The sequence below is a fragment of the Mycobacteroides chelonae CCUG 47445 genome (assembly GCF_001632805.1).
GTDB lineage: Bacteria > Actinomycetota > Actinomycetes > Mycobacteriales > Mycobacteriaceae > Mycobacterium > Mycobacterium chelonae.
The window spans coordinates 785,524-812,117 of the sequence record NZ_CP007220.1 but is presented as its reverse complement, the minus strand read 5'-3'; the positions used below and the strand labels follow the sequence as shown (position 1 = coordinate 812,117).

Annotated in this window: 31 protein-coding genes and 1 riboswitch; of the genes, 15 read left to right on the top strand and 16 right to left on the bottom strand. The window is 65.4% G+C overall.

The features are described from left to right. Positions 1-3: 3 nt before the first annotated feature. The 4 genes from BB28_RS04100 to BB28_RS04085 form a co-directional block, all read right to left on the bottom strand. Positions 4-1,872, bottom strand: coding sequence for a glycosyltransferase family 39 protein (locus tag BB28_RS04100; RefSeq protein ID WP_046255523.1), 1,869 nt, complete (start codon positions 1,870-1,872; stop codon positions 4-6). Then, complete coding sequence (locus BB28_RS04095; protein ID WP_081252202.1) at positions 1,872-3,095, bottom strand: bifunctional glycosyltransferase family 2/GtrA family protein; 1,224 nt, start codon at positions 3,093-3,095, stop codon at positions 1,872-1,874. Before BB28_RS04095 ends, BB28_RS04100 begins: the two co-directional genes overlap by 1 nt. Positions 3,096-3,161: 66 nt before the next feature. Further along, on the bottom strand, positions 3,162-4,646 hold the full coding sequence (locus BB28_RS04090; RefSeq protein WP_046252625.1) for a flavin-containing monooxygenase: 1,485 nt from the start codon (positions 4,644-4,646) through the stop codon (positions 3,162-3,164). Beyond that, positions 4,643-5,485 (bottom strand): short-chain dehydrogenase/reductase, encoded by an 843-nt coding sequence (locus BB28_RS04085; RefSeq protein WP_046252624.1) that lies wholly within the window; start codon positions 5,483-5,485, stop codon positions 4,643-4,645. Before BB28_RS04085 ends, BB28_RS04090 begins: the two co-directional genes overlap by 4 nt. 71 nt (positions 5,486-5,556) lie before the next feature. Between BB28_RS04085 and BB28_RS04080 the strand changes: the two genes are divergently transcribed. The 5 genes from BB28_RS04080 to sepH all read left to right on the top strand — a co-directional run bounded on the left by BB28_RS04080 (position 5,557) and on the right by sepH (position 8,932). Then, positions 5,557-6,573, top strand: a complete 1,017-nt coding sequence (locus BB28_RS04080; protein ID WP_046252623.1) for an AraC family transcriptional regulator — start codon at positions 5,557-5,559, stop codon at positions 6,571-6,573. 32 nt (positions 6,574-6,605) lie between these two features. Beyond that, entirely contained in the window at positions 6,606-6,950 is a 345-nt protein-coding gene (locus BB28_RS04075; protein ID WP_046255521.1) for a YidH family protein, read from the top strand. After that, positions 6,947-7,255: a DUF202 domain-containing protein gene (locus BB28_RS04070; protein WP_046252622.1), complete on the top strand. Its 309-nt coding sequence runs from the start codon at positions 6,947-6,949 to the stop codon at positions 7,253-7,255. Before BB28_RS04075 ends, BB28_RS04070 begins: the two co-directional genes overlap by 4 nt. Positions 7,256-7,345: 90 nt before the next feature. Then, positions 7,346-7,807 (top strand): lipoprotein LpqH, encoded by a 462-nt coding sequence (locus BB28_RS04065; RefSeq protein WP_046252621.1) that lies wholly within the window; start codon positions 7,346-7,348, stop codon positions 7,805-7,807. Between the two features lie 312 nt (positions 7,808-8,119). Further along, positions 8,120-8,932, top strand: a complete 813-nt coding sequence (sepH, locus tag BB28_RS04060) for a septation protein SepH (protein WP_046252620.1) — start codon at positions 8,120-8,122, stop codon at positions 8,930-8,932. A gap of 12 nt (positions 8,933-8,944) precedes the next feature. Here sepH and BB28_RS04055 read toward each other — a convergent pair whose 3' ends face one another. The 4 genes from BB28_RS04055 to BB28_RS04040 are packed head-to-tail and all read right to left on the bottom strand — an operon-like array spanning position 8,945 to position 11,854. Next, positions 8,945-9,256 (bottom strand): DUF2537 domain-containing protein, encoded by a 312-nt coding sequence (locus BB28_RS04055; protein ID WP_225421980.1) that lies wholly within the window; start codon positions 9,254-9,256, stop codon positions 8,945-8,947. Beyond that, complete coding sequence (locus BB28_RS04050; protein WP_046252619.1) at positions 9,253-10,065, bottom strand: TrmH family RNA methyltransferase; 813 nt, start codon at positions 10,063-10,065, stop codon at positions 9,253-9,255. The genes BB28_RS04055 and BB28_RS04050 overlap by 4 nt, the downstream gene beginning before the upstream one ends. Continuing rightward, positions 10,066-11,388 (bottom strand): MFS transporter, encoded by a 1,323-nt coding sequence (locus tag BB28_RS04045; protein WP_046252618.1) that lies wholly within the window; start codon positions 11,386-11,388, stop codon positions 10,066-10,068. A 34-nt stretch (positions 11,389-11,422) separates the two neighbouring features. Further along, positions 11,423-11,854: an Rv0880 family HTH-type transcriptional regulator gene (locus BB28_RS04040; protein ID WP_030094333.1), complete on the bottom strand. Its 432-nt coding sequence runs from the start codon at positions 11,852-11,854 to the stop codon at positions 11,423-11,425. Positions 11,855-11,934: 80 nt separating this feature from the next. Here BB28_RS04040 and BB28_RS04035 point away from each other — a divergent pair, with 80 nt between their 5' ends. Together BB28_RS04035 and BB28_RS04030 are read left to right on the top strand one after the other, a co-directional pair. After that, complete coding sequence (locus BB28_RS04035) at positions 11,935-12,180, top strand: DUF2530 domain-containing protein (RefSeq protein ID WP_046252617.1); 246 nt, start codon at positions 11,935-11,937, stop codon at positions 12,178-12,180. A gap of 41 nt (positions 12,181-12,221) precedes the next feature. Beyond that, positions 12,222-12,683 carry an SRPBCC family protein gene (locus tag BB28_RS04030; protein ID WP_046252616.1) on the top strand — a complete coding sequence of 154 codons (462 nt, stop codon included), beginning with the start codon at positions 12,222-12,224 and terminating at the stop codon, positions 12,681-12,683. On the opposite strand, the gene BB28_RS04025 is transcribed toward BB28_RS04030, so the two are convergent. Next, positions 12,680-13,417: a DUF3027 domain-containing protein gene (locus BB28_RS04025; protein WP_046252615.1), complete on the bottom strand. Its 738-nt coding sequence runs from the start codon at positions 13,415-13,417 to the stop codon at positions 12,680-12,682. The genes BB28_RS04030 and BB28_RS04025 overlap by 4 nt on opposite strands. A 139-nt stretch (positions 13,418-13,556) precedes the next feature. On the opposite strand from BB28_RS04025, the gene BB28_RS04020 reads away from it, so the two are divergent. Together BB28_RS04020 and BB28_RS04015 are read left to right on the top strand one after the other, a co-directional pair. Continuing rightward, a complete protein-coding gene (locus BB28_RS04020) occupies positions 13,557-15,122 on the top strand; it encodes an MFS transporter (protein WP_046252614.1) in 1,566 nt (521 codons plus the stop codon). Beyond that, positions 15,119-15,631 carry a DUF2771 domain-containing protein gene (locus BB28_RS04015; RefSeq protein WP_046252613.1) on the top strand — a complete coding sequence of 171 codons (513 nt, stop codon included), beginning with the start codon at positions 15,119-15,121 and terminating at the stop codon, positions 15,629-15,631. The genes BB28_RS04020 and BB28_RS04015 overlap by 4 nt, the downstream gene beginning before the upstream one ends. Here the strand turns inward: BB28_RS04015 and BB28_RS04010 are convergent. Both BB28_RS04010 and BB28_RS04005 read right to left on the bottom strand, forming a co-directional pair. After that, on the bottom strand, positions 15,628-16,320 hold the full coding sequence (locus BB28_RS04010) for a DNA alkylation repair protein (protein ID WP_046255519.1): 693 nt from the start codon (positions 16,318-16,320) through the stop codon (positions 15,628-15,630). The genes BB28_RS04015 and BB28_RS04010 overlap by 4 nt on opposite strands. A 28-nt stretch (positions 16,321-16,348) precedes the next feature. Next, complete coding sequence (locus tag BB28_RS04005; RefSeq protein WP_030094326.1) at positions 16,349-16,762, bottom strand: cold-shock protein; 414 nt, start codon at positions 16,760-16,762, stop codon at positions 16,349-16,351. A gap of 92 nt (positions 16,763-16,854) precedes the next feature. On the opposite strand from BB28_RS04005, the gene moaA reads away from it, so the two are divergent. The 5 genes from moaA (at position 16,855) to BB28_RS03980 (ending at position 21,311) form a co-directional block, all read left to right on the top strand. Further along, positions 16,855-17,847 carry a GTP 3',8-cyclase MoaA gene (gene moaA, locus BB28_RS04000; RefSeq protein ID WP_046252612.1) on the top strand — a complete coding sequence of 331 codons (993 nt, stop codon included), beginning with the start codon at positions 16,855-16,857 and terminating at the stop codon, positions 17,845-17,847. After that, positions 17,848-18,096, top strand: a complete 249-nt coding sequence (locus BB28_RS03995; RefSeq protein WP_109550411.1) for a MoaD/ThiS family protein — start codon at positions 17,848-17,850, stop codon at positions 18,094-18,096. It begins immediately after the preceding gene. Between the two features lie 296 nt (positions 18,097-18,392). Beyond that, positions 18,393-18,565, top strand: a riboswitch (cyclic di-AMP (ydaO/yuaA leader). Between the two features lie 10 nt (positions 18,566-18,575). Then, entirely contained in the window at positions 18,576-19,676 is a 1,101-nt protein-coding gene (locus tag BB28_RS03990; protein WP_064393365.1) for a transglycosylase family protein, read from the top strand. A 127-nt stretch (positions 19,677-19,803) separates the two neighbouring features. After that, positions 19,804-20,598: a class I SAM-dependent methyltransferase gene (locus BB28_RS03985; protein WP_081252201.1), complete on the top strand. Its 795-nt coding sequence runs from the start codon at positions 19,804-19,806 to the stop codon at positions 20,596-20,598. A gap of 5 nt (positions 20,599-20,603) precedes the next feature. After that, entirely contained in the window at positions 20,604-21,311 is a 708-nt protein-coding gene (locus BB28_RS03980; RefSeq protein ID WP_046252610.1) for a class I SAM-dependent methyltransferase, read from the top strand. 2 nt (positions 21,312-21,313) lie between these two features. Here BB28_RS03980 and BB28_RS03975 read toward each other — a convergent pair whose 3' ends face one another. The 5 genes from BB28_RS03975 to BB28_RS25310 form a co-directional block, all read right to left on the bottom strand. Continuing rightward, the gene (locus BB28_RS03975; protein ID WP_052740101.1) at positions 21,314-22,621 is read right to left on the bottom strand and encodes a lipase family protein; all 1,308 of its coding nucleotides are present in this window, start codon (positions 22,619-22,621) and stop codon (positions 21,314-21,316) included. An 87-nt stretch (positions 22,622-22,708) separates the two neighbouring features. Further along, a complete protein-coding gene (locus tag BB28_RS03970; RefSeq protein WP_046252609.1) occupies positions 22,709-23,137 on the bottom strand; it encodes a molybdenum cofactor biosynthesis protein MoaE in 429 nt (142 codons plus the stop codon). After that, positions 23,134-23,619 (bottom strand): MogA/MoaB family molybdenum cofactor biosynthesis protein, encoded by a 486-nt coding sequence (locus BB28_RS03965; RefSeq protein ID WP_046252608.1) that lies wholly within the window; start codon positions 23,617-23,619, stop codon positions 23,134-23,136. Before BB28_RS03965 ends, BB28_RS03970 begins: the two co-directional genes overlap by 4 nt. Beyond that, positions 23,604-24,038, bottom strand: a complete 435-nt coding sequence (gene moaC / locus BB28_RS03960) for a cyclic pyranopterin monophosphate synthase MoaC (RefSeq protein WP_046255514.1) — start codon at positions 24,036-24,038, stop codon at positions 23,604-23,606. The genes BB28_RS03965 and moaC overlap by 16 nt, the downstream gene beginning before the upstream one ends. An 80-nt stretch (positions 24,039-24,118) precedes the next feature. After that, positions 24,119-24,292, bottom strand: coding sequence for a hypothetical protein (locus BB28_RS25310; RefSeq protein ID WP_046252607.1), 174 nt, complete (start codon positions 24,290-24,292; stop codon positions 24,119-24,121). Positions 24,293-24,355: 63 nt separating this feature from the next. Between BB28_RS25310 and BB28_RS03955 the strand changes: the two genes are divergently transcribed. Further along, positions 24,356-26,581 (top strand): helicase-associated domain-containing protein, encoded by a 2,226-nt coding sequence (locus BB28_RS03955; RefSeq protein ID WP_046252606.1) that lies wholly within the window; start codon positions 24,356-24,358, stop codon positions 26,579-26,581. Positions 26,582-26,594 lie beyond the last annotated feature (13 nt).

The window sequence follows — 26,594 nt, the reverse complement described above, 5'->3', positions numbered from 1 at the left end:
GTGCTAGTGCACCGTGAGGTCGTAGACATCGACGTCGTCGATGGTCTGTTTGGCGAACGCGTGCTGCACCCACTCCTGGATGGCTTTCGAGGTCTCACTGCCCGGGGGGCTGAATCCCTCGCCACCATGGCCACCGCCCTCCCCATCGATGAAGTAATGGATCTGCCCGTCGGCCACGTATTGCTGAAACTGCGCCAGCGTCGGTGACGGGTCGGTCCCGTTGAATCCACCGATGGGCATCACCGGACGGCCCGTGGCCAGCTGATAGCCCGACGCCTTGTTGGAGCCGACGGCAGCAGCCACCCAGGTGTAGCGGTCAGCGTTGGCCTCCAGCGCGGCAACAATCTTGGGGCCCGGATCACTGCCGTCGAGCAGACCTCCGCCACGTTTCGAGCCGGCCTCGAATTCCGGACGATGCTCTCGCCCGGGCATATCCGGGAAGTCCGGGAATCCGCCGCCCTTCACGTCGGGCCCGGCCGAGGGAAGCGCTCCACTATGTGGAGTCGCGATGGTCTGGACCGAGTATGCGACCGGACCGGCCAACGCCACGATGAGCACGGCGGCGGCGACAGCCTTGGGATACCTGTTCAGGACCAGGCCGACGACAGCGACGAGCCCCAGGATCAGAATCACCCAGCGCAGCCAGGGCACAAACTCTGGAGAACGCCCCAGCAAGATCCAGGCCATCACCACCGTGAGCAACAGCGCAGCCACCAAAGACCAACGCACCCAAGATCGTTCACGCTCTCGCCAGGCGATGGACGAACCTGCCCCCACAAGTGCTGCCACTGCCGGCGACAGCGCCACCGAGTAGTAGGGGTGGAAGATTCCTTGCATGTAGCTGAAGACGGTGCCGGTGGTGAGCACCCACAACCCGAAAACGATCAGCACCGCGCGGCGGGTGTCAGTTCGGGATTCCTTGCGCAGCAACACCAAACCCAGTACCGCCAGGGCCACCGCCGTCGGGAGCAGCCAGGCGATCTGCCCACCGAGAGCCGGTTGGAACAACCTGCCGAACCCCGGTTCGCTCCCGAAATGGCCACCGAAACCGTACATCTCGTCACGCGGACCGGACGCACTGCCCTTCTCGTTGCCGTTGAGTCTGCCCAACCCGTTGTAGCCGAGGGTGAGCTCCAGAATCGAGTTATCGGGCGATCCGCCGATCCATGGGCGCGAGCCCGGGGGCCACAGCTCCACTGTGACAATCCACCAACCCGCCGAAACCACTGCCGCGGCAGCTGATCCGGCGAGCTGCGCCAACCGCTTCCCCACGCCCACCGGTGCGGCGATCGCATACGTCAGCGCGATGGGCGGGATGACGAGCAGCACCTGCAGCTGCTTGGTGAGGAAGCCGAATCCGACCAGCGCGCCGACGAGGAGCAGCCAACGAGTGCGGCCATCCTCGATGCCGCGCATCATCGCCCATACCGCGGCGATCATCAGAAAGACCAACAGCGCGTCCGGGTTATTGAATCGGAACATCAGCACCGCCACCGGCGTCACCGCCAGCACCAGACCGGCCAGCAGACCCACCCGGTGGCCGAAGTACCGGCGGACGGTCACATACAGCAGCCCGACCGACGCCACACCCAAAAGCACCTGGGGCACCAGAATGCTCCAACTATTGAGCCCGAAGATGCGCGCGGAAAGCTCCATGAGCCATAGCGAGGCCGGCGGTTTGTCAACAGTGATCGAGTTGGCGGCATCCGACGATCCGAAGAACGCGGCCTTCCACGAGACCGAACCCGCCTGCACCGCAGCAGAATAAAAGGAGTTGGCCCAGCCGTTGGAGCCGAGATTGACCAGATATGCCGCCGCAGTGCCGATCAGCAGGAGAGCAACGCTGATCCGCTCCCGGGACTGATCCCGCACTAGCGGATGCTCGCGCTTCGGAACACCCACCGCAATCCGACGAACCGAACGAGGGTCGCAACGAGATTGGCCACGGTCAGCACGATCAGCAACAGATGCTTGGAGGCGTCGGGGACAAGGTGGTGCATGGCCACCAGAGATCCGCTGGTGAGGGCCAACCCGATGCCGAAGATGACGAGTCCCTGGAACTGATGCTTGGCCGCGTCGCGCCGACCCCGCACGCCGAAGGTGAAGAACCTGTTGGCCGAGGTGTTGAGCACCGCGGTGATAAGCAGCGCCAGGAAATTGGCGGCCTGATCCCCGACTGTCCCGTGTAAGACCAGGAATAGCAGGGCATAAGCCAATGTGCTTGCCACACCGATGATTCCGAACCGGACCAACTGGCCCACCATGCCGGCAGGCACACCCTCGACGAGGGGTTCACGCCCGAGGCTGTGACGCAGCTCTTCCAGTGGCAGGGTGCCGAGCATGAGTGCCCGGCCCAGCCGCCAGATGCCCAGCAGGTCCTTGCGGACGGTGTCGACGATGTCGACACGGCTGTCCGGGTCATCCACCCAGTCGACCGGCACCTCGTGGATGCGCAGGCCAACCCGCTCAGCCAACACCAGCAGTTCGGTGTCGAAGAACCATTCCTTGTCCTCGACCAACGGGAGCAGCTGGCGCGCCACGTCGGTACGGATCGCCTTGAATCCGCACTGGGCGTCGGAGAACCGGACCTGCAGCGAGGCGTGCAGAATCAGGTTGTAGGTGCGAGAGATGAATTCGCGCTTGGGCCCGCGGACCACCCGCGAGTTGCGGTTGAGCCGAGAACCGTAGGCGACATCGGAGTGTCCCGACATCAAGGGTGCGACAAGCGGCATCAGTGCGTTGAGGTCGGTGGACAAATCCACATCGCAGTACGCCACGACCTCCGCGTCCGAGGACAGCCACGCCGCGGCCAGCGCCCGCCCCCGTCCCTTCTCCTCCAGATGCAGCACGTCGACATGGTCGAGCTCGGCGGCAAGCCGGTGCGCAATCTGCAGGGTGCCATCGGTACTGGCGTTGTCGGCGATGGTGATGCGAGCCGTGTACGGAACCTCATTGGCAAGGAACGCGTGCAGTCGGCGCACGCACCGCTCCAGATCGTTCTCCTCGTTGTAGACGGGGATCACGATGTCGAGGGTCGACGCGAGTACTGCGGTCGGTGCCGTCGCGGTGTCGATCGGCTGCATCACACTGGTCACAAGAGTGACAATGGTGCCCCCCGCTCGGACACAACTGGGTCGCCACTGTGAGTTTCCTGTGAGGGGTCACCTTCGCGAGTGTTCGGCCAATCTGGCACCCCCCATCACCAGGTCGTAATCGGACGGATTCGGCTCGGCGGCCAGTCGGTGCCGATACGCATCGGGCGTCCATGGCCACAGTTCGGGCACGCCGTCCTTGCCGAGGTACCAGCTGGTGCAACCCGTGGCCCACACCGTGCCCGGCATGGCGGCCCGCATCTCGGCATTGAATGCTGCCGTCGCAGCAGCAGAGGGTGCCACCGCGTCGATCTGGTTGCCCTGCCAGCGGCGGACCCAGCGCAGGATGTGCTCGCACTGGTGCTCGGCGATTGCGGTGAGTGAATAGTTACCGACCGGGCTATGTGGACCCATCAGCATGAAGAAGTTCGGGAAACCCGGCAGGCCCACCCCCAGATGTGCCACGGGCCCGTCGGACCACAGCTCATCGATCGTAATGCCTTCTTGCCCAATGAGATTCATCGGGCGCATGAAAGCATGGGCATCGAATCCGGTGGCCAGCACGATGGCATCCACCTCGTGCAGCCGACCCCCGGCAGTCACTATCCCGCGTTCTTCGACGTGATCGATCGCCGTGTCCACTAGGTCGACGTGGGGACGCTGCATCGCACGATAAAACCCCGCGGAGATCACCAGCCTGCGGCACATCGGCTGGTAGTCCGGGGTGAGCCTGCGCCGCAGGTCCGGATCGGTCACGGTCCGCAGGTTGGCCCTGCACAGTGCCGAAATCAGGCGGCGTTGCCAGCCGGGACGAACCAACGCCGCGGCAAGGAACTCGAACACACTGCGGTAGCCGTGGTACGCAGCCGCACTGAGGATAGGCACCTTGGCACGCACCATGTCCGCCAGCTTCGTGTACGACGGATTGGGTACGGGCACCACCCATTGAGCACTGCGCTGAAACAGTTTCAGCTCGCCCACAACCGGTTCGAGACCGCAGACGATCTGAACCCCCGTCGATCCGGTACCGATTACCGCGACGCGTTTTCCCTTGGGGTCGAAGGAGTGGTCCCAGCGCGCCGAGTGCATCACCGGACCGTCGAAATCATCGAGCCCATTAATGGTGGGATATCGCGGTTCCCGCAAGATACCGGTGGCCGAGATCAAGAAGTCGACAACCAGGACATCACCTTGATCGGTCCGCACCCGCCACCGGCCGTCCTCAAATCGGGCCTCGGTAACCGTGGTGCCGAACCGAATACGTCGGCGGATGTCGAACTCGGTGGCGAAGCGCCGAAAATACTCACCGATTTCACCCCCTGGTGAGAAGAACCTGGACCAGTCCGGCTTCGGCGCAAAGGTGAATTGATAAAAACGAGAAGGGATATCACAGCTCAGGCCGGGGTAGGTATTGTCCCGCCAGGTGCCACCAACCTCATCTGCCTTCTCCAGAATGGAGATATCGGTGATGCCCGCCTGGTGCAGCATCGCCGCCATACACAGACCGGACATGCCCGCTCCGACGATCGCGACAGAGGGTGACCGGCGCATCATGCCGCTACCTGCGCATCCGCTTCGCGAATTGCCTTTCGCAGTCGCCTATTTCGACCGAGCAACCCGTCCAGGTGATAGACGGCCGTCCTGAGATCCAGTAGCAATGGCACCCAGCGTGGTGCGTACACCCGACGGCTGCGCCGTGCGATGCCATCGACAATGGCCGTACCGGCGGCAGTGACGGGTGCAGCCTTGCCAACAAAATCCGGGAGGCTGGACATGATGGCCCCGAGACCGTGGTTACGCGCTATCGAATTCCCCAACTCGGTGTCGATCAGCCCGAAATACGCGATACCGACACCAACGCGACTCTCGGACAGCTCGATTCGCAATGCGCGCGCCAGCGCCTCGACACCCCACTTGGCGGCCATGTAGGCACTGAAGGTCGGACCGGGAAGCCCGGCCGCCGCAGAGGCCACCACCATCACGTATCCGCGTCGCGCCCGAACGTGTGGAATAGCGATCCGTACGGTGTGGAACACACCGATCAGGTTCACATCGATCACCTGCTGCCACTCCTGCGGCCGAACGCTCGCGACCGTCGCGATGGGGCCGGCGATACCGACGTTCGCGAGCACGATGTCGATTCCACCGAATCGTTGGACGACGGCGTCCATCGCCGCGGCGATGGATTCGGGATCGGTCACGTCGGCGGCGAACCCGGCCACTCCGTTCCCCAATTCAGCGGCCAGCGCATCCGCCCGGGCTGCGTCCCGATCCAGCACCGCGACCGACGCTCCCCGCAGCGATAGCTGGCGCGCCACCTCGGCACCAATGCCATTGGCACCGCCGGTGATGACCGCCACCTGCCCGAACATGTGATCAGACGTCCTTGCCATGGGCTGAAGGTATTGATCGCGCGTCGACCATTGAATGACTTCACCCGCCAAAGACTTGATAAATTCGGACAGTGCCCGATGATGGTGGTCGCCCATTCTGGGACTATCCACGCTCACCCACCGCGACACGGAACCTCGTCGAAGCGGGTAGGGACCGCGGTTTCGACACGGCCCTATGCCTGGCGGGAACGGGTCTCACCGATACCGATCTGGTGGGACCCGACGCCGTCGTAAGCGGAGCTCAGGAACTGCAGATCGTGCGGAACTTGTTGGCACTCACGGGAGATCCGGTGGGACTCGGGATCGAGGTGGGTACCCGCTATCAGATCGCCAGCGCCGGAATCTTGGGATTCGCACTGCTGTCCAGCCCAACTATGCGCGATGCCCTCGCGGCCGGATTACGGTTCAGCCAGCTCAGCTCGACATTTCACCGCTTCACGTTGACCATCGGTGACGCGGACAGCGTTTTTGATCTCGACGAGAGCGACATTCCGCCCGATGTTCGCCGTTTTCTACTGGAACGTGATCTGGCGGCGATCGCCGGCATCGTCCCCATCCTGTTCGGCGGTGCGATGCCGGCAGGAGCACGCGTGCAGCTTCGGAGCGGCCCCGACACACCCCTGCGCCTGCTGGCCGAACTACTCACCGTCGAATTCGACTCGCCCCGAAATGCCCTGGTGTTCCCCACCGAGCTGCTGGCGGCACCGCTGCCGACCGCCGATCCGCATACGGCCGCCCTGTGCGTGCGCCAGTGCGAGGAGCTTCTCGAACAACGGCGCTCCCGTGACGGTATCGCCGGCGAGGTCCGCCACCAGCTGCTTCGAGTCCCCGGGCGGGTGCCCACGATGGGCCGCATCGCCGCGGGCATGCACATTGCCGAGCGCACGCTGCACCGGCGGCTGGCACGTGAGGGCACCTCCTATCGGGCGCTACTCGACGAGGTGCGCGAAACCCTGGCCAAGGAACTGCTCGCCAACGGCCTCACCGTGAAAGAGGTCTCCGACCGTCTGGGGTACTCCGAACCCGCGGCATTCACACACGCCTACACACGCTGGCACGGCGCTCCTCCACGAGCGCATCTGACGTGATGACGCGTTCCATGCTCGGTAAGTTGGTCGGGGTGACGGAACCGCACAAAGATCACGAGATCGACTACCGCTTCACGCTGGCCAACGAGCGCACATTCCTCTCGTGGATCCGGACCGCCCTCGGTCTACTCGCCGGTGGTGTAGCGGTACAAACCCTCGTCCAACCGTTTCACCATGCCGGGGTCCGGCATGTACTGGCGGCGTCCTGCTTGGCCCTGGCTGTGGTGGTGTCCATTGGCGCATACGTTCATTGGCGCGACGTGAAAGACCGGATGGACCGGGACCAGCCTCTCAAGGGCACCCTGTTGGTGCCGTTGCTCGCGGTCAGTATCGGACTCGTCGCGATCCTGGCATCGATTGCCGTCTTCTACCGATGAGGAGCGACCCCGAGACCCACGCCGTCGAACGCACGGCGCTGGCCTGGCTTCGCACCGGGTTGGCCGCCGCCGGAGCCGCAGCGGTATTTCTGACCCACGCGCTCATCCACAAGCAGACCGCGGTGGCCTCATTGATCGCGACCGCGGTTGTACTCGGAATCGCCGCCATCAGCACCGTGCGCCATCACGCGCTGGCGCGAGGGCACTGGCGCCACGGCGGCAGGCCCATCACATTGACCACCCTGACTGTGGTCGCGGTGATTCTGCTGTCGGCCGGCATCGACATCTCAAATCTGGGTACGTAGGTATACCTGCGATTCCGCAGACCACACCCCCTTACGACCCCATACTTCTCCTGTTCGGCTCCACCCCTCATCACACATAAGGAGAACGCAATGAAGCGTGGGCTTGTAGTCGCCATTGGCGGCGCGGCGATTATCGCCGCAGGTCTGGTCGGCTGTTCGAGCGATAAGTCCAGCACCACGGTGACTGGCAACGGCGGCGCCGTCGCCACCAACAGCACCGCCAAGGTCGTCATCGACGGCAAGGAGCAGAAGATCGAGGGGGCCGTCGTCTGCCAGGCCTCAAACGGCAACGTCAACATCGTCATCGGCAGCGGCGCTCAGGGCTTCGGTGCCGTGGTGACGGAAGGCGATTCTCCGACGGTGAAGTCCGCCGGCCTGGGCAGCCTTAACGGGCAGTCGCTGGCATTCTCCGAAGGCACCCCCGGAGCGAACGCGAAGGCCACCAAGGACGGCAAGAAGTACCACATCGAGGGCACCGCCATCGCTGTGGACATGGCCAACCCGATGCAGCCCTCCAACAAGCCATTCGAAATCGAGGTCACCTGCCCATAAGGCAGATGGGCGTCTAGCCGGGTAACCGCGACAGATCCGCGCTACCCGGCTAGACCTCCACACAGCACGGTTCTGACGCCTCTCAGGTGCCGGCCGTCTCGGTCTGCGCGAGGCGGCCCACCGCCCAGACCCGCCCTGCCAGGTCAACGCCATCGATACCAGTGGCAAACAACACCTGCCACATGCGTCACATAGCGCGAACTGTCCGTAAAAGCAAGTAGCCCACACCCCCGCGTGTCACCACGGAAGGGCCCTCTACCTGCACTAAGGTCCCAAGAACTGGGTCATCCAGGCCAGGGCGAGGAGGACATCGTGCGCGAACTGAAAGTCATCGGCCTATCAGCCGACGGCAAGCGAGTGGTCTGCCAGGACGCCAACGGCAGCGACAAGTTCGTCATCGACGCCGACGACAGGCTCCGTGCAGCCGCCCGGGGTGATCTGTCCCGCCTCGGGCAGATTCAGATCGAAATGGAGAGCTCCTTGCGACCCCGGGAAATTCAGGCCCGCATCCGGGCAGGCGCCACCGTTCAGCAGGTCGCCACGGCCGCCGGAGTCGATGTCGCCCGGATCGAACGGTTCGCCCATCCCGTGTTGCTGGAACGGCAGCGCGCTGCCGAGATGGCAACCGCGGCCCACCCCGTCCGCAGCGACGGCCCCACGGTCAACTCGCTCGCCGATACCGTTGCCGGCGCAATGTTCGCGCGGGGACTTGACCCCGATGCCATCGAGTGGGACGCCTGGAAGGTGGAGGACGGCCGGTGGACCGTCCAGCTGCAATGGCGTGCGGGCCGGTCGGATAACAAGGCGCACTTCCGGTTCACTCCCGGAGCACACGGCGGCACGGTGACCGCACTCGATGATTCCGCCCGCGAGCTCATCGACCCGACGTTCACCCGCAGCCTGCGCACTGTCGCGCCGGTGGCTCCGCTTCTCCCCGAACCCGAACCGGAGTTGTTCACCGAGCGCCCCGCACCGCAGCCCGAGCCCGTCCGCGAACCGGAGCCGGTCGAGGAAGTCAACGACGCCCAGCCGACTCCCGCGCCGCGCCGCTCACGGCGGAGCAAGCCCGCGGTACCCACCTGGGAAGACGTGCTGCTCGGGGTTCGCTCCAGCGGCCAGAATTAGCGAGACCGCGCTCTAGACGATCAGGGCGGTCACCACGGCCGCCAGCCATCCGCCGGCGATCCCTATCGCGATGCCCAACACGAACCATCGCAATACCGGGCGTTCCCGCCAACCCCATAATGTTGGCGAAAGACCACCGACTGCAACAATATTGAGCAGGACCGCCCACAGCGGATGCACCTTCGCAAGACCGAGGCTCAGCACCACCACGCCCACCGCGACCACCACGGCCACACACATCGCCGAGACGATGCCCTCGACCCATGGGGTATCGGATTCCGCCGAGCTCTTTGCCCGTCGCGCGGGCTGCCTATCGCCGGTCACGGCGCGAGCCTAGCGCGCTCATAGAACGCCAACGCCGCGGCGGTAGCCACATTCAACGAGTCGGTGCCGTTGGCCATCGGGATGCGCACACGGAAATCGCTGGCACGCAAAGCCACGTCGGTCAACCCAGGGCCCTCGGCGCCCACCATCAGCGCCACCCTCTCGTTCTGAAGCGGCGGAATCACATCGGCCAGCGACCGCGAGTCTCCGGCAGGCGTCATCGCCAACAATCGGAATCCGTTGTCCCGCAATCTGTACAACGACTTCGGCCATTCGGGAAGACGAGCGAACGGCACCAGCAGCGCGTGCCCCATCGATACCCGCACCGCCCTCCGGTACAGCGGATCCGCGCACCCGCTGCCAAAGAGCACCGCATCCACCCCCATTCCCGCGGCGTTGCGAAAAATCGAACCCAGATTCTCGTGGTCGTTGACGCCCTCCAACACCGCCACCGTGCGCGCGGTCTGCATGAGTTCGGTCGCCGACAGTTCTACGGGTCGCCTCGCCGCGGCAAGTACCCCGCGGTTGAGGTGAAAGCCGACGGCCTCCGCCATGACGTCGGGACTCGCCCGGTAGTAGGGAACATCGACAGGTTCGAGATCGGCTGCGAGCTCGGTCAATCGACGATCAGTACCCAAAAGGGCAAAAGGTGCGAATCGCGACGCCAGCATGCGTTGCGCCACCAGCACACCCTCGGCGATCACCAGCCCCTTCCCGCTGGGCAGATCGGGCCTGCGGTCGACACTGTTGAGATCGCGGAAGCTGTCCAAACGGGGATCGGCAGCGTTGTCGATATCGATGACCAGCATCTACACCCGCCTCGCCAGCGGCGTCGGTTCGCACACCGGGGTGGCGACCGGAGCAGGCGGAACAAGCCCGGCACGTATCTGGCCGGCTTCCGGAAGCACCTCGGCCACAACCGGACACGTATGACGGCGCAGATACACCGCACAGGTCAGCCCGGCAGCCACCGACACCACCCCGCCGATCAGCAGCGGCATCCGTCCGCCATGCAGATCGGCCAGCCAGCCCACCAACGGGCTGCCCAGCGGGGTGCCACCCAGGAAAGCCACCATGTAAATGCCCATCACCCTTCCCCGCAACTGCGAATCCACGGACAGCTGAATGATATTCATCGCCGACGTGGTGAACGTCAGCGCAAGCAGACCCGTCGGGATGAGCGCGACGGCCACCGACAGATAGGTCGGCATCGCGCTGACGACAGCCTCGGACACCCCGAAAGCCATAGCGGCGCTGTAGAACAAATTCATACGCACCTTCTCGGTGCGCCGGGCAGCCAGCGTGGCCCCTAGCAGTGTGCCGACGGCCAGCGCCGTCGAGAGCAGCCCGTATGACTCCGCGCCACGACCGAAGGTCTCTCGCGCCAGCACCGCGAGGGTCAGCGAGAAGTTCAGCCCGAATGTCGAGACCAGGAACACGGTAAGCATGATCATGAACAGATCGCGGCGGTGCCACACATACGAAAATCCCTGGCGCAGTTGACCCTTTGCGGCCGGAACCGGATCACTCGGGTGTAGCTCCGCGGGCCGCATGCGCCACAACGCGATGCCCACACCAATGAAACTGACGAAGTTCAGCAGGAAGACCCAGCCGGTACCAACGAGTCCGATCAACACTCCCGAAATCGCCGGCCCAATGATGCCGGCGAGGTTGAACACCATGGAGTTGAGCCCGACTGCGTTGGGTAGATGCTCCGGACCCACCATCTCAATGGTGAAGGATTGCCTGGTGGGTGCCTCGATCGCCGCGGCGCATCCCATCGCGAAGGCCACCGCCATCACATGCCAGATCCGGACAAGGCCGGTGACCTGCAGAAGCCCCACGGTCAACGCGAACAGCGCCATCAGTGCCTGGGTCAGCATGAGCATCCGCCGCTTGTCATAGCGGTCGGCCAGCATTCCTCCCCACACCGAGAGCAACAGCGTCGGCCCGAACTGCAGCGCCATGACCACACCGAGTAGGAAGGCGTTGCCGTGCGAGAGGTCCAGCACCAGCCAGTCCTGCGCCACGCGCTGCATCCAGGTGCCGACGAGCGACACCATCTGACCGCTGATCCATAGCCGGTAGTTACGTGTGCGCAGCGATACGAATATCCCGCCGCGGTCAGCCACGGTGAATCATTTTAGAGACTAACGAGATTGTCAGCTAACCGTTTTCATTGACCAGCGCCGACAGCAGGTCGGTCGCCTGCCGCAGCACCGCTCGTTGCTCCGGGGTGAAATCGTCCAGGTGCTCGCGCAACCATTCCTCGCGGGCGCTGCGATCGGCCTGCACGATATCGGCGCCCGCCTCCGACAACGAGACAACTACCTGGCGGCCGTCGGTCGGATGCGCCGAGCGCTCCACCAGCCCGAGCTCGGCCAACGAGGCGATCACGCGCGTCATCGACGGCGGCTGCACGCGCTCGCGGGCGGCCAACGCACCCGGGGTCATCGCCCCTTCGTTAAGCAACGTCGCCAATGCCGACAACTGCGTCAACGAGACCGGCGAATCCGCGCGCCGGAACCGCAGATGCCGGGCCAGGCGAATGACAACAAGCGACAGATCGCTGGCCAACCGGGCATCAGGGTCGCTCACGGCCCAAACCTTACGGCACGTCCAGGGCTTTCACAGGGACCTAGCCCGGTGTAGTTCGTGCCACGTATGCTGCGCATCTAGTGGACACCCCCGCGCCCCAACCGCCCCCGCTCCCGGCCGCACTGCTCAATCCGTGGCCGGTTGTCGTCGCAGGCACAGTGCTGTGGCTCATTGCCAACATCTTTGCCTTCACCATTCCCGCGCTCGAGAGCTGGCGTCCCATAACGCTTGCCGGGCTGGGTACCGGCGCGCTGGGCACCACCATCGTCCTGCTACAAGTTCGTGCAGTGCGGCGCGGCTCACGCGGCGCACAAACCGGCCTGTAGCCGCATCAACCCCGCAATATCCCGGAAAGAGGAGCAATCTCATGCCCAACGCATCACTGCTGGAAACCGCCGTCGAGATCGATGCGCCGGTAGAGAAGGTATGGGGATTGATCGCCGATCTGGACAACATGCCGCGGTGGAGCCCACAGACCCGCAAGATGTTCGTGCGAGGACCTGTGCAGGCGGGCACCAATGTCGTCAACTACAACCGCAAGGGCTGGAAGGTATGGCCGACACGCGCCGTGCTGACCGCTGTCGAGCCCAACAAGCGGCTGGCCTGGCACGTCAAAGACAACCTCAGCGAGTGGAGCTACGAGCTGGAGCCCACCGCGGCCGGTGGCACCAGAGTGACCGAACGTCGGGTGATGGGCGAGAAGCGCTCGGCGATCTCCACCAACCTGCAGAATCTGATGCTCGGCGGCACCGAGGTGTTCGACGAGGCACTGCTGGAGGGCATGCGGACATCGCTGGCCAGGATCAAAGCGGCCGCAGAAGGCGTCTAGTCCGCCAGATCCAGGACGCCGTCGTCAAAGGGCTCGTACAACGGCATCGCTGCGTTGAGTGGCTGCGGCGTATCGGAATGAGCGCCGCAGCCGTACTCGATGTGCACGACGCGGCCGTCAGCCGACATCGAGTTGGCGCACGCCCCGAAGGCGACACCCAGTGAGCCGGCCAGTGGCAGGTAGAAACCGCAGGATCGGCAGACTCGGCGGGTGGCGCGCGCCATCTCGGTGTCCGGACCCCAGTCGCCGTCGAACCAACGCTGCGCGGCGTCGACACGCCCGGTCAGGCTCAGCACCTGCTTACGCCCCAACCCGATCTCACCAGCAGTCTCGGTTACCTGTGCATCTCCGCTGTCGGTGTATCCGGGTACCAGGCGAGGATCGTTGGGCGGCGGGGCGAGTAGATCGCCCGGGCCCAGGTCACCTGGGCGGATGCGCTCATCCCAGGGCACCCAGTTCGGCGCGCGCAGCGCCTCGGTACCCGGAACAAGCACCACCTCGCTGACGGTCGCGACGGTGGCACCGGGTGCCGCGGCCATCACCACCTCCCAGTGCCATCCGCGGTATCCCGGCAGATCGGCTTCGAAGCGGTGGGTCAACGCGTGCAGATCCGTGCTCTCGGAGGAGGCCCCGAGGTACTTGCCCACGGTCTCCCCACTGAACTCGACAATGGCCGTACGAGCCTGGTCGATACAGGTATAGAGGGCGTCGCGGCCGGAGATAGTGATGTCCATCGCTGACCATCTTCTCACCGTGAGGGACAATCGATGCGTGCGGGACGACTACGCGCGGTTCGGGAACCGCCAAGGCAGTAGTGACTCCCCATCTCGTCGCCGAAATCAGGATCCGCGCGACGCAAACTCCCACCCCGGTATGGCCAACTATCCAACGGGCGGCGCCAAGCGGGATCCGCGTCGCGCGAGCGGCTCATCGAACCGGTACCTGCCGCCGCTGGGCGAGGAACGCCGGGATGAGTCGCGACGACGTCCCCGTCCTGAGCGAGAAATCCCGCCGAAGCTGACGGTCACCCGGGTGGCCGCGATGCGCAGCCGCGAGATGGGCTCCCGGATGTACGGGTTGTTCCACAAGGCCGCGACCGCCGACGGCGCCGACAAATCTGGTCTGACCGCGCTCACCTATCCGGTGATGGCCAACTTCGCGGTGGATGCCGCCATGGCGGTAGCCCTCGCCAACACACTCTTCTTCGCGGCGGCCACCGCTGAGTCCAAGAGCAAGGTGGCGCTGTACCTGCTCATCACCATCGCACCGTTCGCCGTTATCGCCCCGTTGATCGGCCCCGCGCTGGATCGCCTGCAACACGGGCGGCGGGCGGCATTGGCGGCCTCATTCGGGCTACGCATCGCGCTGGCCGTCATCATGATCGCCAACTATGACGGCGCCACCGGCAGCTTCCCTCCCTGGGTGCTGTATCCGTGCGCATTGTCAATGCTGGTGCTGTCCAAGTCCTTTGGTGTGTTGCGAAGCGCCGTGACGCCGCGGGTGCTGCCGCCGACCATCGACCTGGTGCGCGTCAACTCACGGCTCACGACCTTCGGATTGGTCGGTGGCACCATCGTGGGCGGCGCCATCGCCGGCGCCTTCGAGCTCACGTTCACCCGGGTGTTCCAGTTGCCCGGAGCGCTTTTCGCCGTGATGGCCGCGGCGGCGGTGGGCGCCTGGTCGTCCATGCGCATCCCCAAGTGGGTCGAGGTGACCGCCGGTGAGGTGCCCACCACCTTCGGCTACCACGGCGACGACGGTGAACACCCGACGATCCTGCTCCGACGCTCCCACAAGCAGCAGGACAAGATCCGCCAGCCACTGGGCCGCAACATCATCACCGCACTGTGGGGCAACAGCACCATCAAGGTGATGGTCGGTTTCCTCACGCTGTACCCGGCCTTCGTCGCCAAGTCCCATGACGCGCACGGCTTTCAACAGCTCGCGATGCTCGGCATGATCGGCGCCGCCGCCGGCATCGGAAACTTCGCGGGCAACGCCACCAGCGCCCGGCTCAAGCTCGGCCGCCCGGCCCTGCTTGTCGTGCGGTGCGCCGGTGCGGTCACGGTGGTGGCGCTCGCGGCGGCGGTCACCGGGGTGCTGGCGGTCGTGGTGTTCGCGACGCTGGTGACATCGGGAGTCAGCGCCATCGCGAAGGCGTCCCTGGACGCCTCGCTGCAAGATGACCTGCCCGAGGAGTCCCGGGCGTCGGCCTTCGGGCGTTCCGAGGCGCTGCTGCAGCTGTCCTGGGTACTCGGTGGCGCCGTCGGCGTGATGATCTACACCGATCTATGGGTGGGGTTCACGGTGGTATCCGCGGTGCTCATCCTCGGTCTGGCGCAGACGCTGGCCAGCTTCCGTGGCGCCTCCCTCGTTCCGGGCCTGGGCGGTAACCGCCCGGTGATGGCCGAACAAGAGGGTGGCAAGGTAGTCGCGTGAAGGCAAAACTGGCGGCACTTGCCGCCGTCCTGGTGTTGACCGCTGCCGCCATGGTGGGGTTCATCGCCTGGCAGCTGCACGAACATAGAGAAGGCCCGGCGGAGCGGCCCGAGATCAGCGCATTCACCCACGGCACCGTCATCCATGCCGCGCCCTATCAGTACTGCGACAAGAACAAGCTGGATCAGTGCGACCCGCCCGGACCCACCGTCCAGTTGGCCGTCAACGCTCATGAACCCGTGCAGCTTTCGGTAGATGGGCGCATCGCCCAGGCGCCATGGATGCTGTCCAGGATCTATGCGCCGGTGGACGATATCGACCACAAACGGGCCGAATCAAGCGTGTACCGCGACCATCGGACCGCCGTAACCATCCCGACGATCGACGGTGAGGGACGGCGGCTGTTGGGCCTGGAAATAAAGCTCCCGACGGTGGTTCAGACCGAGACCGGTGACCTGCTGGAGGTCACCCATGCAATCTGGTCCGTTGCCACGGTCTGGCAGACCTAGCGCCGAGCTCGATACTCCGCGCGTGACACTGCATCAAGATGCTCGGTCGCATAACCGAGTGCGGTACGACCCATGGCCGCCGCGTGCGCATCGAGATAACTGATGAGAACATCTGCTCCACAACGCTTTCCAACTTCACGCAGCATCCAGCCGTAGGCCTTCTGGATGAGGTCACGCCGGTCGTCGATCACCAGCGGCGCCACCGCGAGAAGGGGTTGCGCGTCACCGCGTTTGGTGAAGGCGAAGGTGCCTATGACGCCCACCCGCCGACGCCAGAGGTCATCGTCTGCCGCCAGTCCCAGCAACAGTGAATAGTCTTGGCCGACAAGCCATTCCCCCAGAATCTGCTCAGCCGAGGAATCAACCAGGTCCCAGTTGTTCACCCGGCCGCCGCGGACCTGCTGCACGTACATCTGCACCCACGCGTCACGTTCGGCGCCGACGGCATGTGCGAACTCCCACACCGCCAGAATCAACCCCGTCAATCGGTGCTCGTGCACCTCACTGGCCAGCAGCCGCACCACCGCATCACGTCCGATGCCACGGAATTGCCGCGCCAGCGCACGCTGCTCGGGTACCGACACACCGACAAAGACGTCGCCCTCGCCGTACTGACCCGGCCCTGTCTTGAAGAACCGTGCCGATTTCTGGGCCCGGCCGGGGTCGCCGACGGCATCGAGGGCCGCGATCACATCCTCGGCGCGAGGGGGTGTCAGGTCAGGCGTCCAGCTCAGCGGCGACGGCGCGCACAACCTCGGAGACCTTGCGAGCGATCTTGCGATCCGGGTAGCGCCCCTTGCGCAGCTCGGTCTGCACCGTGCCCTCCAGCAGGGTGATCATGTCCTCGATCATGCCGTGCAGCTCATCGGTGGTGTGCTTGTGGTTCACCGGCCCGCTGCTCTCGCGGCGCGTCTTCTGCACCGAGGGCGGCGCGTCAATCAACTTGAGGCTCAGCGCCTGCGGCCCCCGGCGGCCCGCGGCCATGCCGAACTCGACCTTCTGACCGGCCTTGAGCCCCTCAACGCCAGCAGGCAGCGCAGAGGACCGGACGTACACGTCCTCGCCGTCCTCCTGCGACAGGAAGCCGAAGCCCTTCTCGGCGTCGTACCACTTGACCTTGCCGGTTGGCACTGCACTCACCTCACATGATTAACGCGCCCCAAATAGGACGCGGTGACTGGTCATCCTACTCGGCGCACGCAAGTGGTCGCTACGCTGGACTTATGACCCCGTTAATCGATTCGTTCGGCCGCATCGCGACCGACTTGCGGGTGTCCTTGACCGACCGGTGCAATCTGCGCTGCACGTATTGCATGCCGGCAGAGGGATTGGACTGGCTGCGCAGCGACGCACTGCTCACCGCCGAGGAATACATCCGGCTGATCGGCATCGCAGTGATCGAACTCGGAATCCGTAGCGTCCGATTCACCGGCGGAGAGCCGTTGATATACAAGGACTTGGAGCGAATCATCACCGCGGTGGCCGCGCTGTCACCACGTCCGGATATCGCGCTGACCACCAACGGCATCGGCCTGGACCGCAAGGCCGCCGCGCTACGGGACGCCGGGCTGGACCGCATCAACGTGTCGCTGGATACGTTGGATGCGGATCGCTTCGCCGCGATCACCCGCCGAGACCGGCTGACCGACGTTCTCGCCGGCCTGGACGCCGCGAGCGCCGCCGGGCTGACCCCGACGAAGATCAATGCGGTGCTGACGCCCGAGCAGTACAAGGAGGACTCGGTCGAACTGCTGCGGTTCAGCCTGGAGCGCGGATTCGAGCTGCGGATTATTGAACAGATGCCATTGGATGCCGGGCATCACTGGAGCCGCGCTCACATGGTGACCGCCGACGAGGTCCACGCGGCCCTGAGTCGGGAATTCACGTTGAGCGCGGATCCGGCGCCCCGTGGCAGCGCCCCAGCACAACGCTGGCTGGTCAACGGTGGCCCCGCCACGGTCGGGATCATCGCATCGGTGTCGAGACCGTTCTGCGGGGACTGCGACCGCACCAGGCTCACGGCCGACGGTCAGGTACGCAATTGCCTGTTCGCCACCACCGAAACGGATCTGCGCGGGCTGCTCCGCTCGGGCGCCGACGACACTGTGGTGGCCTCGGCCTGGCAGGCCGCCATGTGGGGAAAGAAGCCGGGCCACGGGATCAATGACCCGTCGTTCCTGCAGCCTGACCGTCCCATGAGCGCGATCGGCGGTTAGGTGAGCATCCGGGTCCGATACTTCGCCGCTGCCGCGAACGCCGCAGGCATCGACGAGGAGACCGTGGAGCTCCCCGCGGGCGCTTCTTTCGACGATCTGACGCGCCAGCTGGGCGCAAAGGGGCCGGAACTGGAACGCGTATTGGCGCGTTGTTCCTTCCTTCATGACGGCGTGGCTGTCCGCGACCGCTCCCACCGGCCGGAATCAGGGTCTGTCGTGGACGTTCTGCCTCCGTTCGCTGGCGGATAGAAGAGCGCTGGCCCGCCAATTTCCTAAGGAAGCTCTAAGGCATCTCTGAGAGTTGCATATAGAGATGCCTAGACAATTTCGTGATCTACGACACACATCCCAAGGTCACAGTACGGTCACGGCGTGGATACGGGGCGGTGGAGCTACGCAATAACCTGCGCAGACCTCACCGGCGACGGGAATAAACCCACCCCGCCGTGGACGAAACACCGTGAAATGTCCAACATGACGAGACGCGGATCGACACGTACCGTCATCCGGAGTCCATACCCGCGCACCGAGCTCCGTCCCTCGGGTGTGGCACCTCGTCGGTAATTCAAGGGACGGAGGCGGGGAACCCAACCGCCGGAGATCTTGATCTCCAGCATGAACCTTCATGGTTCTTGGGGTGAAGCCCGGGAAACCGGGCCGGGCGACCTCTCGCTCGAACCCGACAGCTCACTTCGCAGGTGCGTCACAGAGAGGAATACGACGGACATATGAGTGGACGGCACAGTAAGCCCACCAAGGCGGGCGCTAAAGCGGCCAAGGTCGCGGTAGCAGGTGCAGGCCTTGTCGGTGGCGGTCTGATGATGGCCGCAACGGCCAATGCAGCCACCGATGGCGAGTGGGACCAGGTCGCGCGTTGCGAATCTGGCAATAACTGGGCCATCAACACCGGTAACGGGTACCAGGGCGGACTGCAGTTCTCGCCCAGCACCTGGATCAACAGCGGTGGCGGCCAGTACGCCCCGTCCGCTCACTTGGCCACCAAGGAGCAGCAGATCGCGATCGCCGAGAAGGTGCTCGCGGGTCAGGGCCGTGGAGCCTGGCCGGTCTGCGGTCGTGGCCTGTCCGGCGCTACCCCCCGGACCGCTCCCGCAGCGAACATCACCCCTGCCGCTCACCACGAGGAGCAGGCCGCTGCCGAGCCTGCCCCAGCACCCGAGCCCGCTCCGGCCCCCGAGGCTGATGAGCAGTTCGTCGCCGAGGCCCCCGAGGCACCCGTCGTGGAAGAGGCCCCGGCCCCCGAAGAAGCGCCTGCCCCCGAGGCCCAGGACGTCGACTTCCAGTCCGGCCCGGCGCCCGCCGAGCCCGCACCGGCCCCCGAGCCCGAGGCTCCTGAGGCACCCGAAGCCATCGCCGCCCCGGCACCCGAAGCACCTGTCGTCGATGAGGCTCCCGCCCCGGAAGAGGCACCGGCTCCCGAAGCCCCCGCCGCCGAGGACCAGGTCCTGCCGTACGAGTTCCAGTCCGGCCCGGCGCCCGCCGAGCCCGCACCGGCCCCCGAGCCCGCACCGGCTGCCGCTCCCGAGATCCCGCTTCCCGCCGGAGTCCCGGATGCCGCGGACATCGGCTTCGCCGCCGGCAAGGCCGCGTTCGATGCCGGCCCGGTGGCCTCCAACGGCGTGCCGACCAGCCCCGAAGCGGTCGCCGGTGTCGTCCGGCATCTGCCCGACCCGAACAACCTGCCCCCCGGCACCACGGACGTCGCGCCCGGCGATGGTCGCGGCGTGTCCTACCTCAAGGACATCGTCTTCGCCATGCAGACGCAGGATGTCAAGGCCAGCGACGCAATCCTGGCTCTGGCCCAGCGCTAACTCATACACCAGACAATCGCCCCGGCCCTCGCGGCCGGGGCGATTGTCGTTGCGGGGTAACCCTTTCGGTGCGAAGTGTAGGCCCAGTGTCAAGAGGGTTGACGCCCCAGCTTCGAGGCGTACCTTGGTGGGCATGACGGCACCGACCACTCCCCCGGACGTTCCCAGTCAAGAGACATTCGAAGCGGTCTACAACGGCAAACCCATGTTCGAGGGCGCCCCCGCCGCGGGCGTGCCCTGGGATATCAGGGATGCGCAACCGCGGATCAAAGAACTCGCCGCGTATGGCGCGTTGCGCGGAGAGATCTTGGATATCGGCTGCGGTCTCGGCGAGAACTCCATCTATCTCACTCAGCAAGGCCTATCGGTCACCGGCCTGGACTTCTCCCCCTCTGCCATCGAGCAGGCGAAACAACGGGCCGCCGCCGCGGGTGTGACCGTCGATTTACAGGTGGCGGATGCGACAAAGCTCGACGGCTGGGACGGGCGGTTCGACACCGTGATCGACAGCGCCGTGTACCACTGTTTCGACCACGAAGGTCATCAGCGGTACGCGAGCGCACTGCACCGGGCCACTCGGCCGGGTGCCCGCTGGTTCGTCGCCTGCTTTGGCGACGGCACCGTAAACGGCATCGCGATGCCCTTCGGCGTGCAAGACCCCGAAGAGATCAAGAACGTACTGTCAGACTCCCACTGGAACATCCAATACTTCGGCCGGACAACCTATCTCGGATCACGAGCGGCATTCGTTGGTGCCGCGCTGGCCGGCGTCGATCCCGAGCAGATGCCCGCCGATATGCGCGAGCGCTATCAGCGCCCGGGCGTGGCAGAACAAGCACAGAAGACCTTCGAGCGTCTCCAACAGCTGGATGACGACATCATCCACATGCCGTTTTTCAGTATCGTCGCAGAAAGAGGCTAAATGTCATGACCGCACCCACCCAGAACACATTTGAGGATCTGTACCGAGAGAGCATCAAGGACGGCGGGCCCATCGTCCCGTGGGACTCCAAGGACGCCAAACCTCGCATCAAAGAGCTGGCTCTACTCGGCGCGGTCCGCGGCGACGTCCTGGATATCGGCTGCGGGCTCGGCGATAACGCTATTTACCTTGCCCAACAGGGATTTAACGTCACCGGACTGGACTTCGCGCCCTCGGCAATCGAACAAGCCAAGGGCCGGGCGGCCGCGGCCGGCGTCACCATCGACTTCCACGTTGCCGATGCGACCGAACTCGACGGCTGGGAGTCGAGGTTCGACACCGTGATCGACAGCGGCGTCTATCACTGCTTCGACAATGAGGGAAACGCGAAGTACGCGAGTGCCCTGCACCGCGCCACGCGCCCCGGAGCACGCTGGTACATATGGTGTTTCGCGCACGGTGGAGTGCATGGCGTGCCGACACCGTTCCAGAACGCACTGCGGGCGGAGCAGATCGAACAGACGCTGACCGCCAATGGGTGGACGGTGCTGCAGCTGAACCCGACCACGATGGCGGCACCAAAGGCCGAGTTCCTCAACGCGATTCGCGGAACCTACCGTGGAGACCCCAAAGTACTCGACCGGCTGGAACAAGATGTCGACGATCCGCTGCTGTACGTCCCCGTGTACACGGTGATCGCAGAACGGGCGTAGGGCTACAGTTGGCGGCCCGCAAGTACGCGGGCCGCGGCCGCGGACATCACCGAGATGGTCCATAGCGCGGGTATCGAAGCGAGCATGGATCCCACAGTGCGCGTGCCAGATTCGGGCTCCATGCCTTCCAAGCGTTGCGCCAGCCAGCGCAGGGCGGCAGGTGCGCCCAGGAGAGCCAGTGATACATGCTCGCTGAGTCGGTCGCGCCGGTAGGTGACGTTGGTGCCATGCGTGGCATAGAAATCGGCCTGGCGATCCACCTCGTCGATACCGACGAGCTGATCGCGCACCGCGGTGTAGATGTACACCGGGCAGGTTGGCGCCGCCTTGCCCAGACGCAGATCTTCGCTCATGGCGGCGACATCGGGCAGCGCCATGAGATCGGCGATGGGCAGGTCGACATAGCGGTCGAGGTTACGCATCACATACCGTCCGACGGCCTGTCCGGTCGAAAGTCCCCGCACTGTCGTCATGATCTTCTCGCCCTTGGACGTAAGATGTTGCGTCAAAACAGAATCCAGTGCCGGATAGCTTCCACGCAAGGCAGAAATGGCCGCAAGTCCCAGCCCGGCGAACAATCCTCCGTCGGCCCGCTCCAAGATCTTGCCGGGGTCCGAGGCCGGTGAGCCCAACGCCGCCGCGACGATGTTGAGCTCGGGAGCATAGCCAGGTGCCATCTCCGCCGCCCATGAACTGGCAAGCCCCCCACCGGAATATCCCCATAACCCGATAGGCGTGTCGGACGGAAGCCGCAGCTCAGCGAACTGTTGCGTGGCCCGCAAACCGTCCAGTACGTGGTAGCCGGGTTGACGCGCGACCACATAACGGCCCGGCTGTCCACCGTGATCCGCGACGCTCACGATCCACCCCTGCCGCAACCCGGCGGCCATCAGCAGCAATTCGATCTGTGGGTTGGCAAAGGGCCCCCGTGCACCCTGTAGCAGGCAATAGGAGGGAAAGCAGGATCGCTGACTGGAGTTGATCGCACACTGATACGCCAACAGGCGCGGAGAGCGCGGGTCATGAGTCGCCGGCACCAGCACCGTGGTAACCGAGACTTCAGGCGCGCCATGCGGATCGGTGGTGCGAAACAGCAACTGCCAGGCCGTCACTCGCTGGCGTAACAGCCCCAGGAATCCGACGTCCGCCGGGCGGGCACGCAGAACTGTTCCGGGCTCCGTGTCCCAGAAGCCGTCAGGTGGGAGATGGAAGGGATCGTCGTCGGGCCGCGCCGGACGTTTACCGGGATGCGGGAAAATCTGGGGTGCGGGAGCCGTATCGCGGTGTCTCGGTTGCACTGGAGTGCTCATGAACCAAGGAAGTTACTGCACCCACTGGACCGTCAATGCCCTGATCTGGGTTTTTAGGTACCAGACCCCAATCGGTGGCCGGATTTTTCAGGCCGACCCCACCCACTCGTCACTACCGTCGGCGAAGAACTGGTGCTTCCATACCGGCAGCGCAGCCTTCACATCGTCGACGAGGCGCTGACAGACGGTGAATGCCTGACGACGATGGTCGGCGCTCACCGCCACCACAAAGGCTGCCTCGCCGACCGTCAGTGCCCCGATGCGGTGGCTCACCGCCACCGCGCGCACTCCCTCGGCCTCCGCGGCAATGCGGTCCACCACATCGGTCAGCACCTGCTGAGCCGACGGATGCGCCGAGTACTCCAGCCGCAGCACGGTCTTACCCGCGTCGTGGTCGCGCACGTTGCCGACGAATCCGACTGTAGCCCCTGCTGATTCGTGATCGACGAGTTGCTCGTGCTCGATCAGTGAGATGCGTTCTCCGGTCAATAGGGCTCGAGTGACGCTAGCGCTCATACGTGATCACCCCCGGCTATCTGGTCGAGTGCATGGCCCAGCACGCTCTCGAGTACCGCAAGCCCGTCGCGCACCCCGCCGGTGGAGCCGGGCAGGTTGACCACCAACGTACGGCCGGCGACACCGCACACGCCGCGGGAAAGAATGCTGGTGGGTACGGTCGGCAGTCCCGAGCGTCTGATCGCGTCGGCCAGGCCGGGTATCTGATGGTCCAGCAGCGCGGCGGTCTGTTCGGGAGTGACGTCCGTGGGCGACAGCCCGGTACCACCGGTGGTGATGATGAGTGAAACCCGATCGGCCAACGCCGAACGAATGGCCTCCCCCACCGCGTCGCCGTCCGGCACGACAGTCGGCGTTTCAACACGAAAGTCTTGCGCACCAAGCCATTCGGCGATCACAGGCCCCGTCTTGTCGGGGTATTGACCGGTGGCTGCCCGGGTCGAGGCCACGATCACCCGCGCAGATCTCAGGGTCGGGTCCATGTTCCGGTCTTGCCGCCTTCTTTGCGCAGTACCCGGACATCGTCGATGCGCGATGCCGGGTCGACCGCCTTGACCATGTCGTGCAGTGTCAGTCCGGCGACCGTCACCGCGGTCAGCGCTTCCATCTCCACCCCGGTCCGGTCCTTGGTGCGCGCGGTGGCGGTGATCTGTATGGATCCGTTGGCCGCGTCGATCTGGAAGTCGACGTCGATGCCCGTGAGCGGTATCTGATGACACAGCGGGATGAGCTCGCTGGTGCGCTTGGCGGCCATGATGGCAGCCAGACGAGCGGTGGCGATGGCGTCGCCCTTCGGGAGCGTGCCGTCAGCCAATAACTTCAGGACGTCCGGGGTGGTGACGAAGCGTCCAGCCGCGACCGCCTCGCGTGCGGTGGCCTGCTTGGCCGACACGTCGACCATGTGCGCGGACCCGTGCTCGTCGATGTGGGAGAGACGGTCGGGTAGGGACCCCTCGCTGTCGCGAAGACCGTCGGACACCGTTACTTGTTGATGACGGTGACGGGGTGCACGTAGGGCACGGACTCCACCGGGAACTCGATGTCGCCGAAGGGTGACAGCGCTCCGGTGCGGTCGGCCGCGAGTTCGGAGACCGCGTGCTCACCGTCCACGTGTGCGGGCCAGCCGTTGTCGACGTATTGCTCTTTCTCAGCCACAAAGCCATTGTGGCAGGCCGGGGGGCCGACGGCGAACCCAACCCGCCTCTACGCTGGTGACCGATGAGTGAGGATGCGGCGTTGGCTACCTGGTTGCGCCAGCTGCCAGACGAACAGTTGGTGCGGCTGGTCCAGTTGCGACCCGATTTGGCCTCGCCACCCCCGGGTTCGCTGGCCGCGCTGGCGGGCCGGGCACTCTCACGCCAATCGGTGCGCGCAGCGACCGACAGCCTGGACTTTTTGACCCTGGCAGTCCTGGACGCGCTGCTAGTGGCACGTGCGGACATCACGGGTGTTCCGCTCTCCGAGGTGCTCACCCAGGTCGACGGTCGCGCCACTGAACTGCAGGTGCGCGCCACCCTGGACCGGCTGCGCGAGCTGGCGCTGGTGTGGGGGGATCGCGAACTGCACCTGGCGGGAGAAACGCGGTTGGGTCTGCCCTGGGTGGTTGGTCAGGTGATCAGCGAGCAGACCCCGGCCTCCTACGACGCTGCGCGCGCCGCCCTGGAGGCGACCGATGAACGCGGGATGGAGCTGCTGCGGGCGCTCATCGCGGGATCCCCGATCGGCCGCACCCGGGATGCCGCACCCGACGCGCCACCGGATCGCCCGGTGCAGCGGCTACTGGCCGCCGGGCTGCTGCAGCGCATCGACGACGAGACGGTGCTGTTGCCGAGATTCGCGGCACAGCTGCTCCGCGGTGAGGAGCCAGACCGGCTGCAGCCCCCCGTCGTGGACATCACGACGGCGACCCAGGCCGAAGCCGACGCCGCTGCCGCCGGTGCCGCCCTCGATCTCCTGCGCGAGGTTGGCCTGCTGCTCGACGAGCTCGGGGTCAACCCGGCACCGCAGCTGCGCAGCGGCGGTTTGGGAGTGCGCGAGGTCAAACGGCTCGCGAAGGCGACGGGCATCGACGACAGCCGGATGGGACTACTGCTGGAGGTGCTGGCGGCCGCGGAGCTGATCGCGGTCGGTGACCCCGATATCGAGACCGATGCAGAGGGCTGGCATTGGGCGCCGACCGTACAGGCCGACCGTTTCGCCGAGCTGCCCACCGCAACGCGCTGGTTACGGCTCATGTCGGCCTGGCTGATGCTGGCGGCGCGGCCGGATCTGATAGGTAAGCGCACCAGCGAGGATAAACCCATTGCGGCGCTTTCTGATTCGCTGCGCTCGACGGCAGCGCCGCATGATCGCAAGCTACTGCTGCAGATCCTCGGCGAGCTGGAGCCCGGGCAAGGATTGCGGGCCGAGGAAATGTCGCGGGTGATGCGGTGGCGCCGACCACGTTGGGGCGGCCGGCTGGGCGTGGAACCGGTAACGGCCCTTTTGTTCGAGGCGACGACAATGGGAGTGATCGGGCGCGGCGCTTTGACGACGCACGTGCGCACCTTCTTGGACAGTGCCGGCGATGAGGCCGCGACGCTGGCCGCGATGGACAAGGCGCTGCCCACGCCCATCGATCACTTCCTGGTGCAGGCCGACCTCACGGTCGTCGCACCGGGACCGCTGACACGCGAGGTGGAACTGGAGCTGACGGCGGTGGCGGACCTCGAATCGGCGGGGGCGGCCAGCGTCTTTCGGGTCAGCGAGGCGAGCATCCGCCGCGCGCTGGACTCGGGGCGGTCGGCGACATCGTTACACAGTTTCTTCGGTTCACGCTCCAAAACCCCTGTCCCCCAATCGCTGACGTATCTCATCGACGACGTCGCGCGACGGCATGGACAGCTTCGGGCCGGGGTGGCCAGCTCGTTCCTGCGCTGCGATGACGTGGCCCTGCTGACGCAGGTGATGGCATCGGCCGTGGCCGACGATCTGGGGCTGCGACTGTTGGCCCCGACGGTCGCGGTGTCCTTGGCTCCGTTGGCCGAGTTGGTGGCCAGGTTGCGCTCGGCGGGCTTCGCCCCCGCCGCCGAGGATGCCACCGGAACGATCGTGGCGCTGCGAGCGCACCGCGCCCGGGTGACACCGCAGCCGCACCGGATGGGTTGGACGCCACCGGTGCTCAGCGAGCCCGCGGCTGCCGCGGTGGTCAAGGCATTACGGGCGGCGGGCGATCACGACGGCGTTCGCATCGAGCCGTCGCATGCGGTGGCCTTGTTGCAACAGTCCGCCAAGGCTCAAACCAGTGTGTTGATCGGGTACGTAGACCCGGCCGGGGTGGCGTCATCGCGTGTGGTCAATCCGATCAGCGTGCGCGGTGGGCAGCTGTCGGCATTCGATACCGCCGCCGGGCGAATCCGCGACTTCGCGATTCACCGCATCACCGCGGTTTCCCCGCCGTCCTGACCGTGACGGCTGG

Coding starts and splice junctions, on each gene's coding strand:
- BB28_RS04050 (WP_046252619.1), bottom strand. CDS start 10,065: ATGCTGGTCATCGATATCGACAACGCTGCCGATCCCCGTTTGGACAGC.
- BB28_RS04020 (WP_046252614.1), top strand. CDS start 13,557: ATGGCCAACTATCCAACGGGCGGCGCCAAGCGGGATCCGCGTCGCGCG.
- BB28_RS03980 (WP_046252610.1), top strand. CDS start 20,604: ATGACCGCACCCACCCAGAACACATTTGAGGATCTGTACCGAGAGAGC.
- BB28_RS03975 (WP_052740101.1), bottom strand. CDS start 22,621: ATGAGCACTCCAGTGCAACCGAGACACCGCGATACGGCTCCCGCACCC.
- BB28_RS04090 (WP_046252625.1), bottom strand. CDS start 4,646: ATGATGCGCCGGTCACCCTCTGTCGCGATCGTCGGAGCGGGCATGTCC.
- BB28_RS03965 (WP_046252608.1), bottom strand. CDS start 23,619: ATGGACCCGACCCTGAGATCTGCGCGGGTGATCGTGGCCTCGACCCGG.
- moaC (WP_046255514.1), bottom strand. CDS start 24,038: ATGGTCGACGTGTCGGCCAAGCAGGCCACCGCACGCGAGGCGGTCGCG.
- BB28_RS04085 (WP_046252624.1), bottom strand. CDS start 5,485: ATGGCAAGGACGTCTGATCACATGTTCGGGCAGGTGGCGGTCATCACC.
- BB28_RS03990 (WP_064393365.1), top strand. CDS start 18,576: ATGAGTGGACGGCACAGTAAGCCCACCAAGGCGGGCGCTAAAGCGGCC.
- BB28_RS04065 (WP_046252621.1), top strand. CDS start 7,346: ATGAAGCGTGGGCTTGTAGTCGCCATTGGCGGCGCGGCGATTATCGCC.
- BB28_RS04025 (WP_046252615.1), bottom strand. CDS start 13,417: ATGGACATCACTATCTCCGGCCGCGACGCCCTCTATACCTGTATCGAC.
- BB28_RS03970 (WP_046252609.1), bottom strand. CDS start 23,137: ATGAGCGCTAGCGTCACTCGAGCCCTATTGACCGGAGAACGCATCTCA.
- BB28_RS03955 (WP_046252606.1), top strand. CDS start 24,356: ATGAGTGAGGATGCGGCGTTGGCTACCTGGTTGCGCCAGCTGCCAGAC.
- moaA (WP_046252612.1), top strand. CDS start 16,855: ATGACCCCGTTAATCGATTCGTTCGGCCGCATCGCGACCGACTTGCGG.
- BB28_RS04030 (WP_046252616.1), top strand. CDS start 12,222: ATGCCCAACGCATCACTGCTGGAAACCGCCGTCGAGATCGATGCGCCG.
- BB28_RS04070 (WP_046252622.1), top strand. CDS start 6,947: ATGAGGAGCGACCCCGAGACCCACGCCGTCGAACGCACGGCGCTGGCC.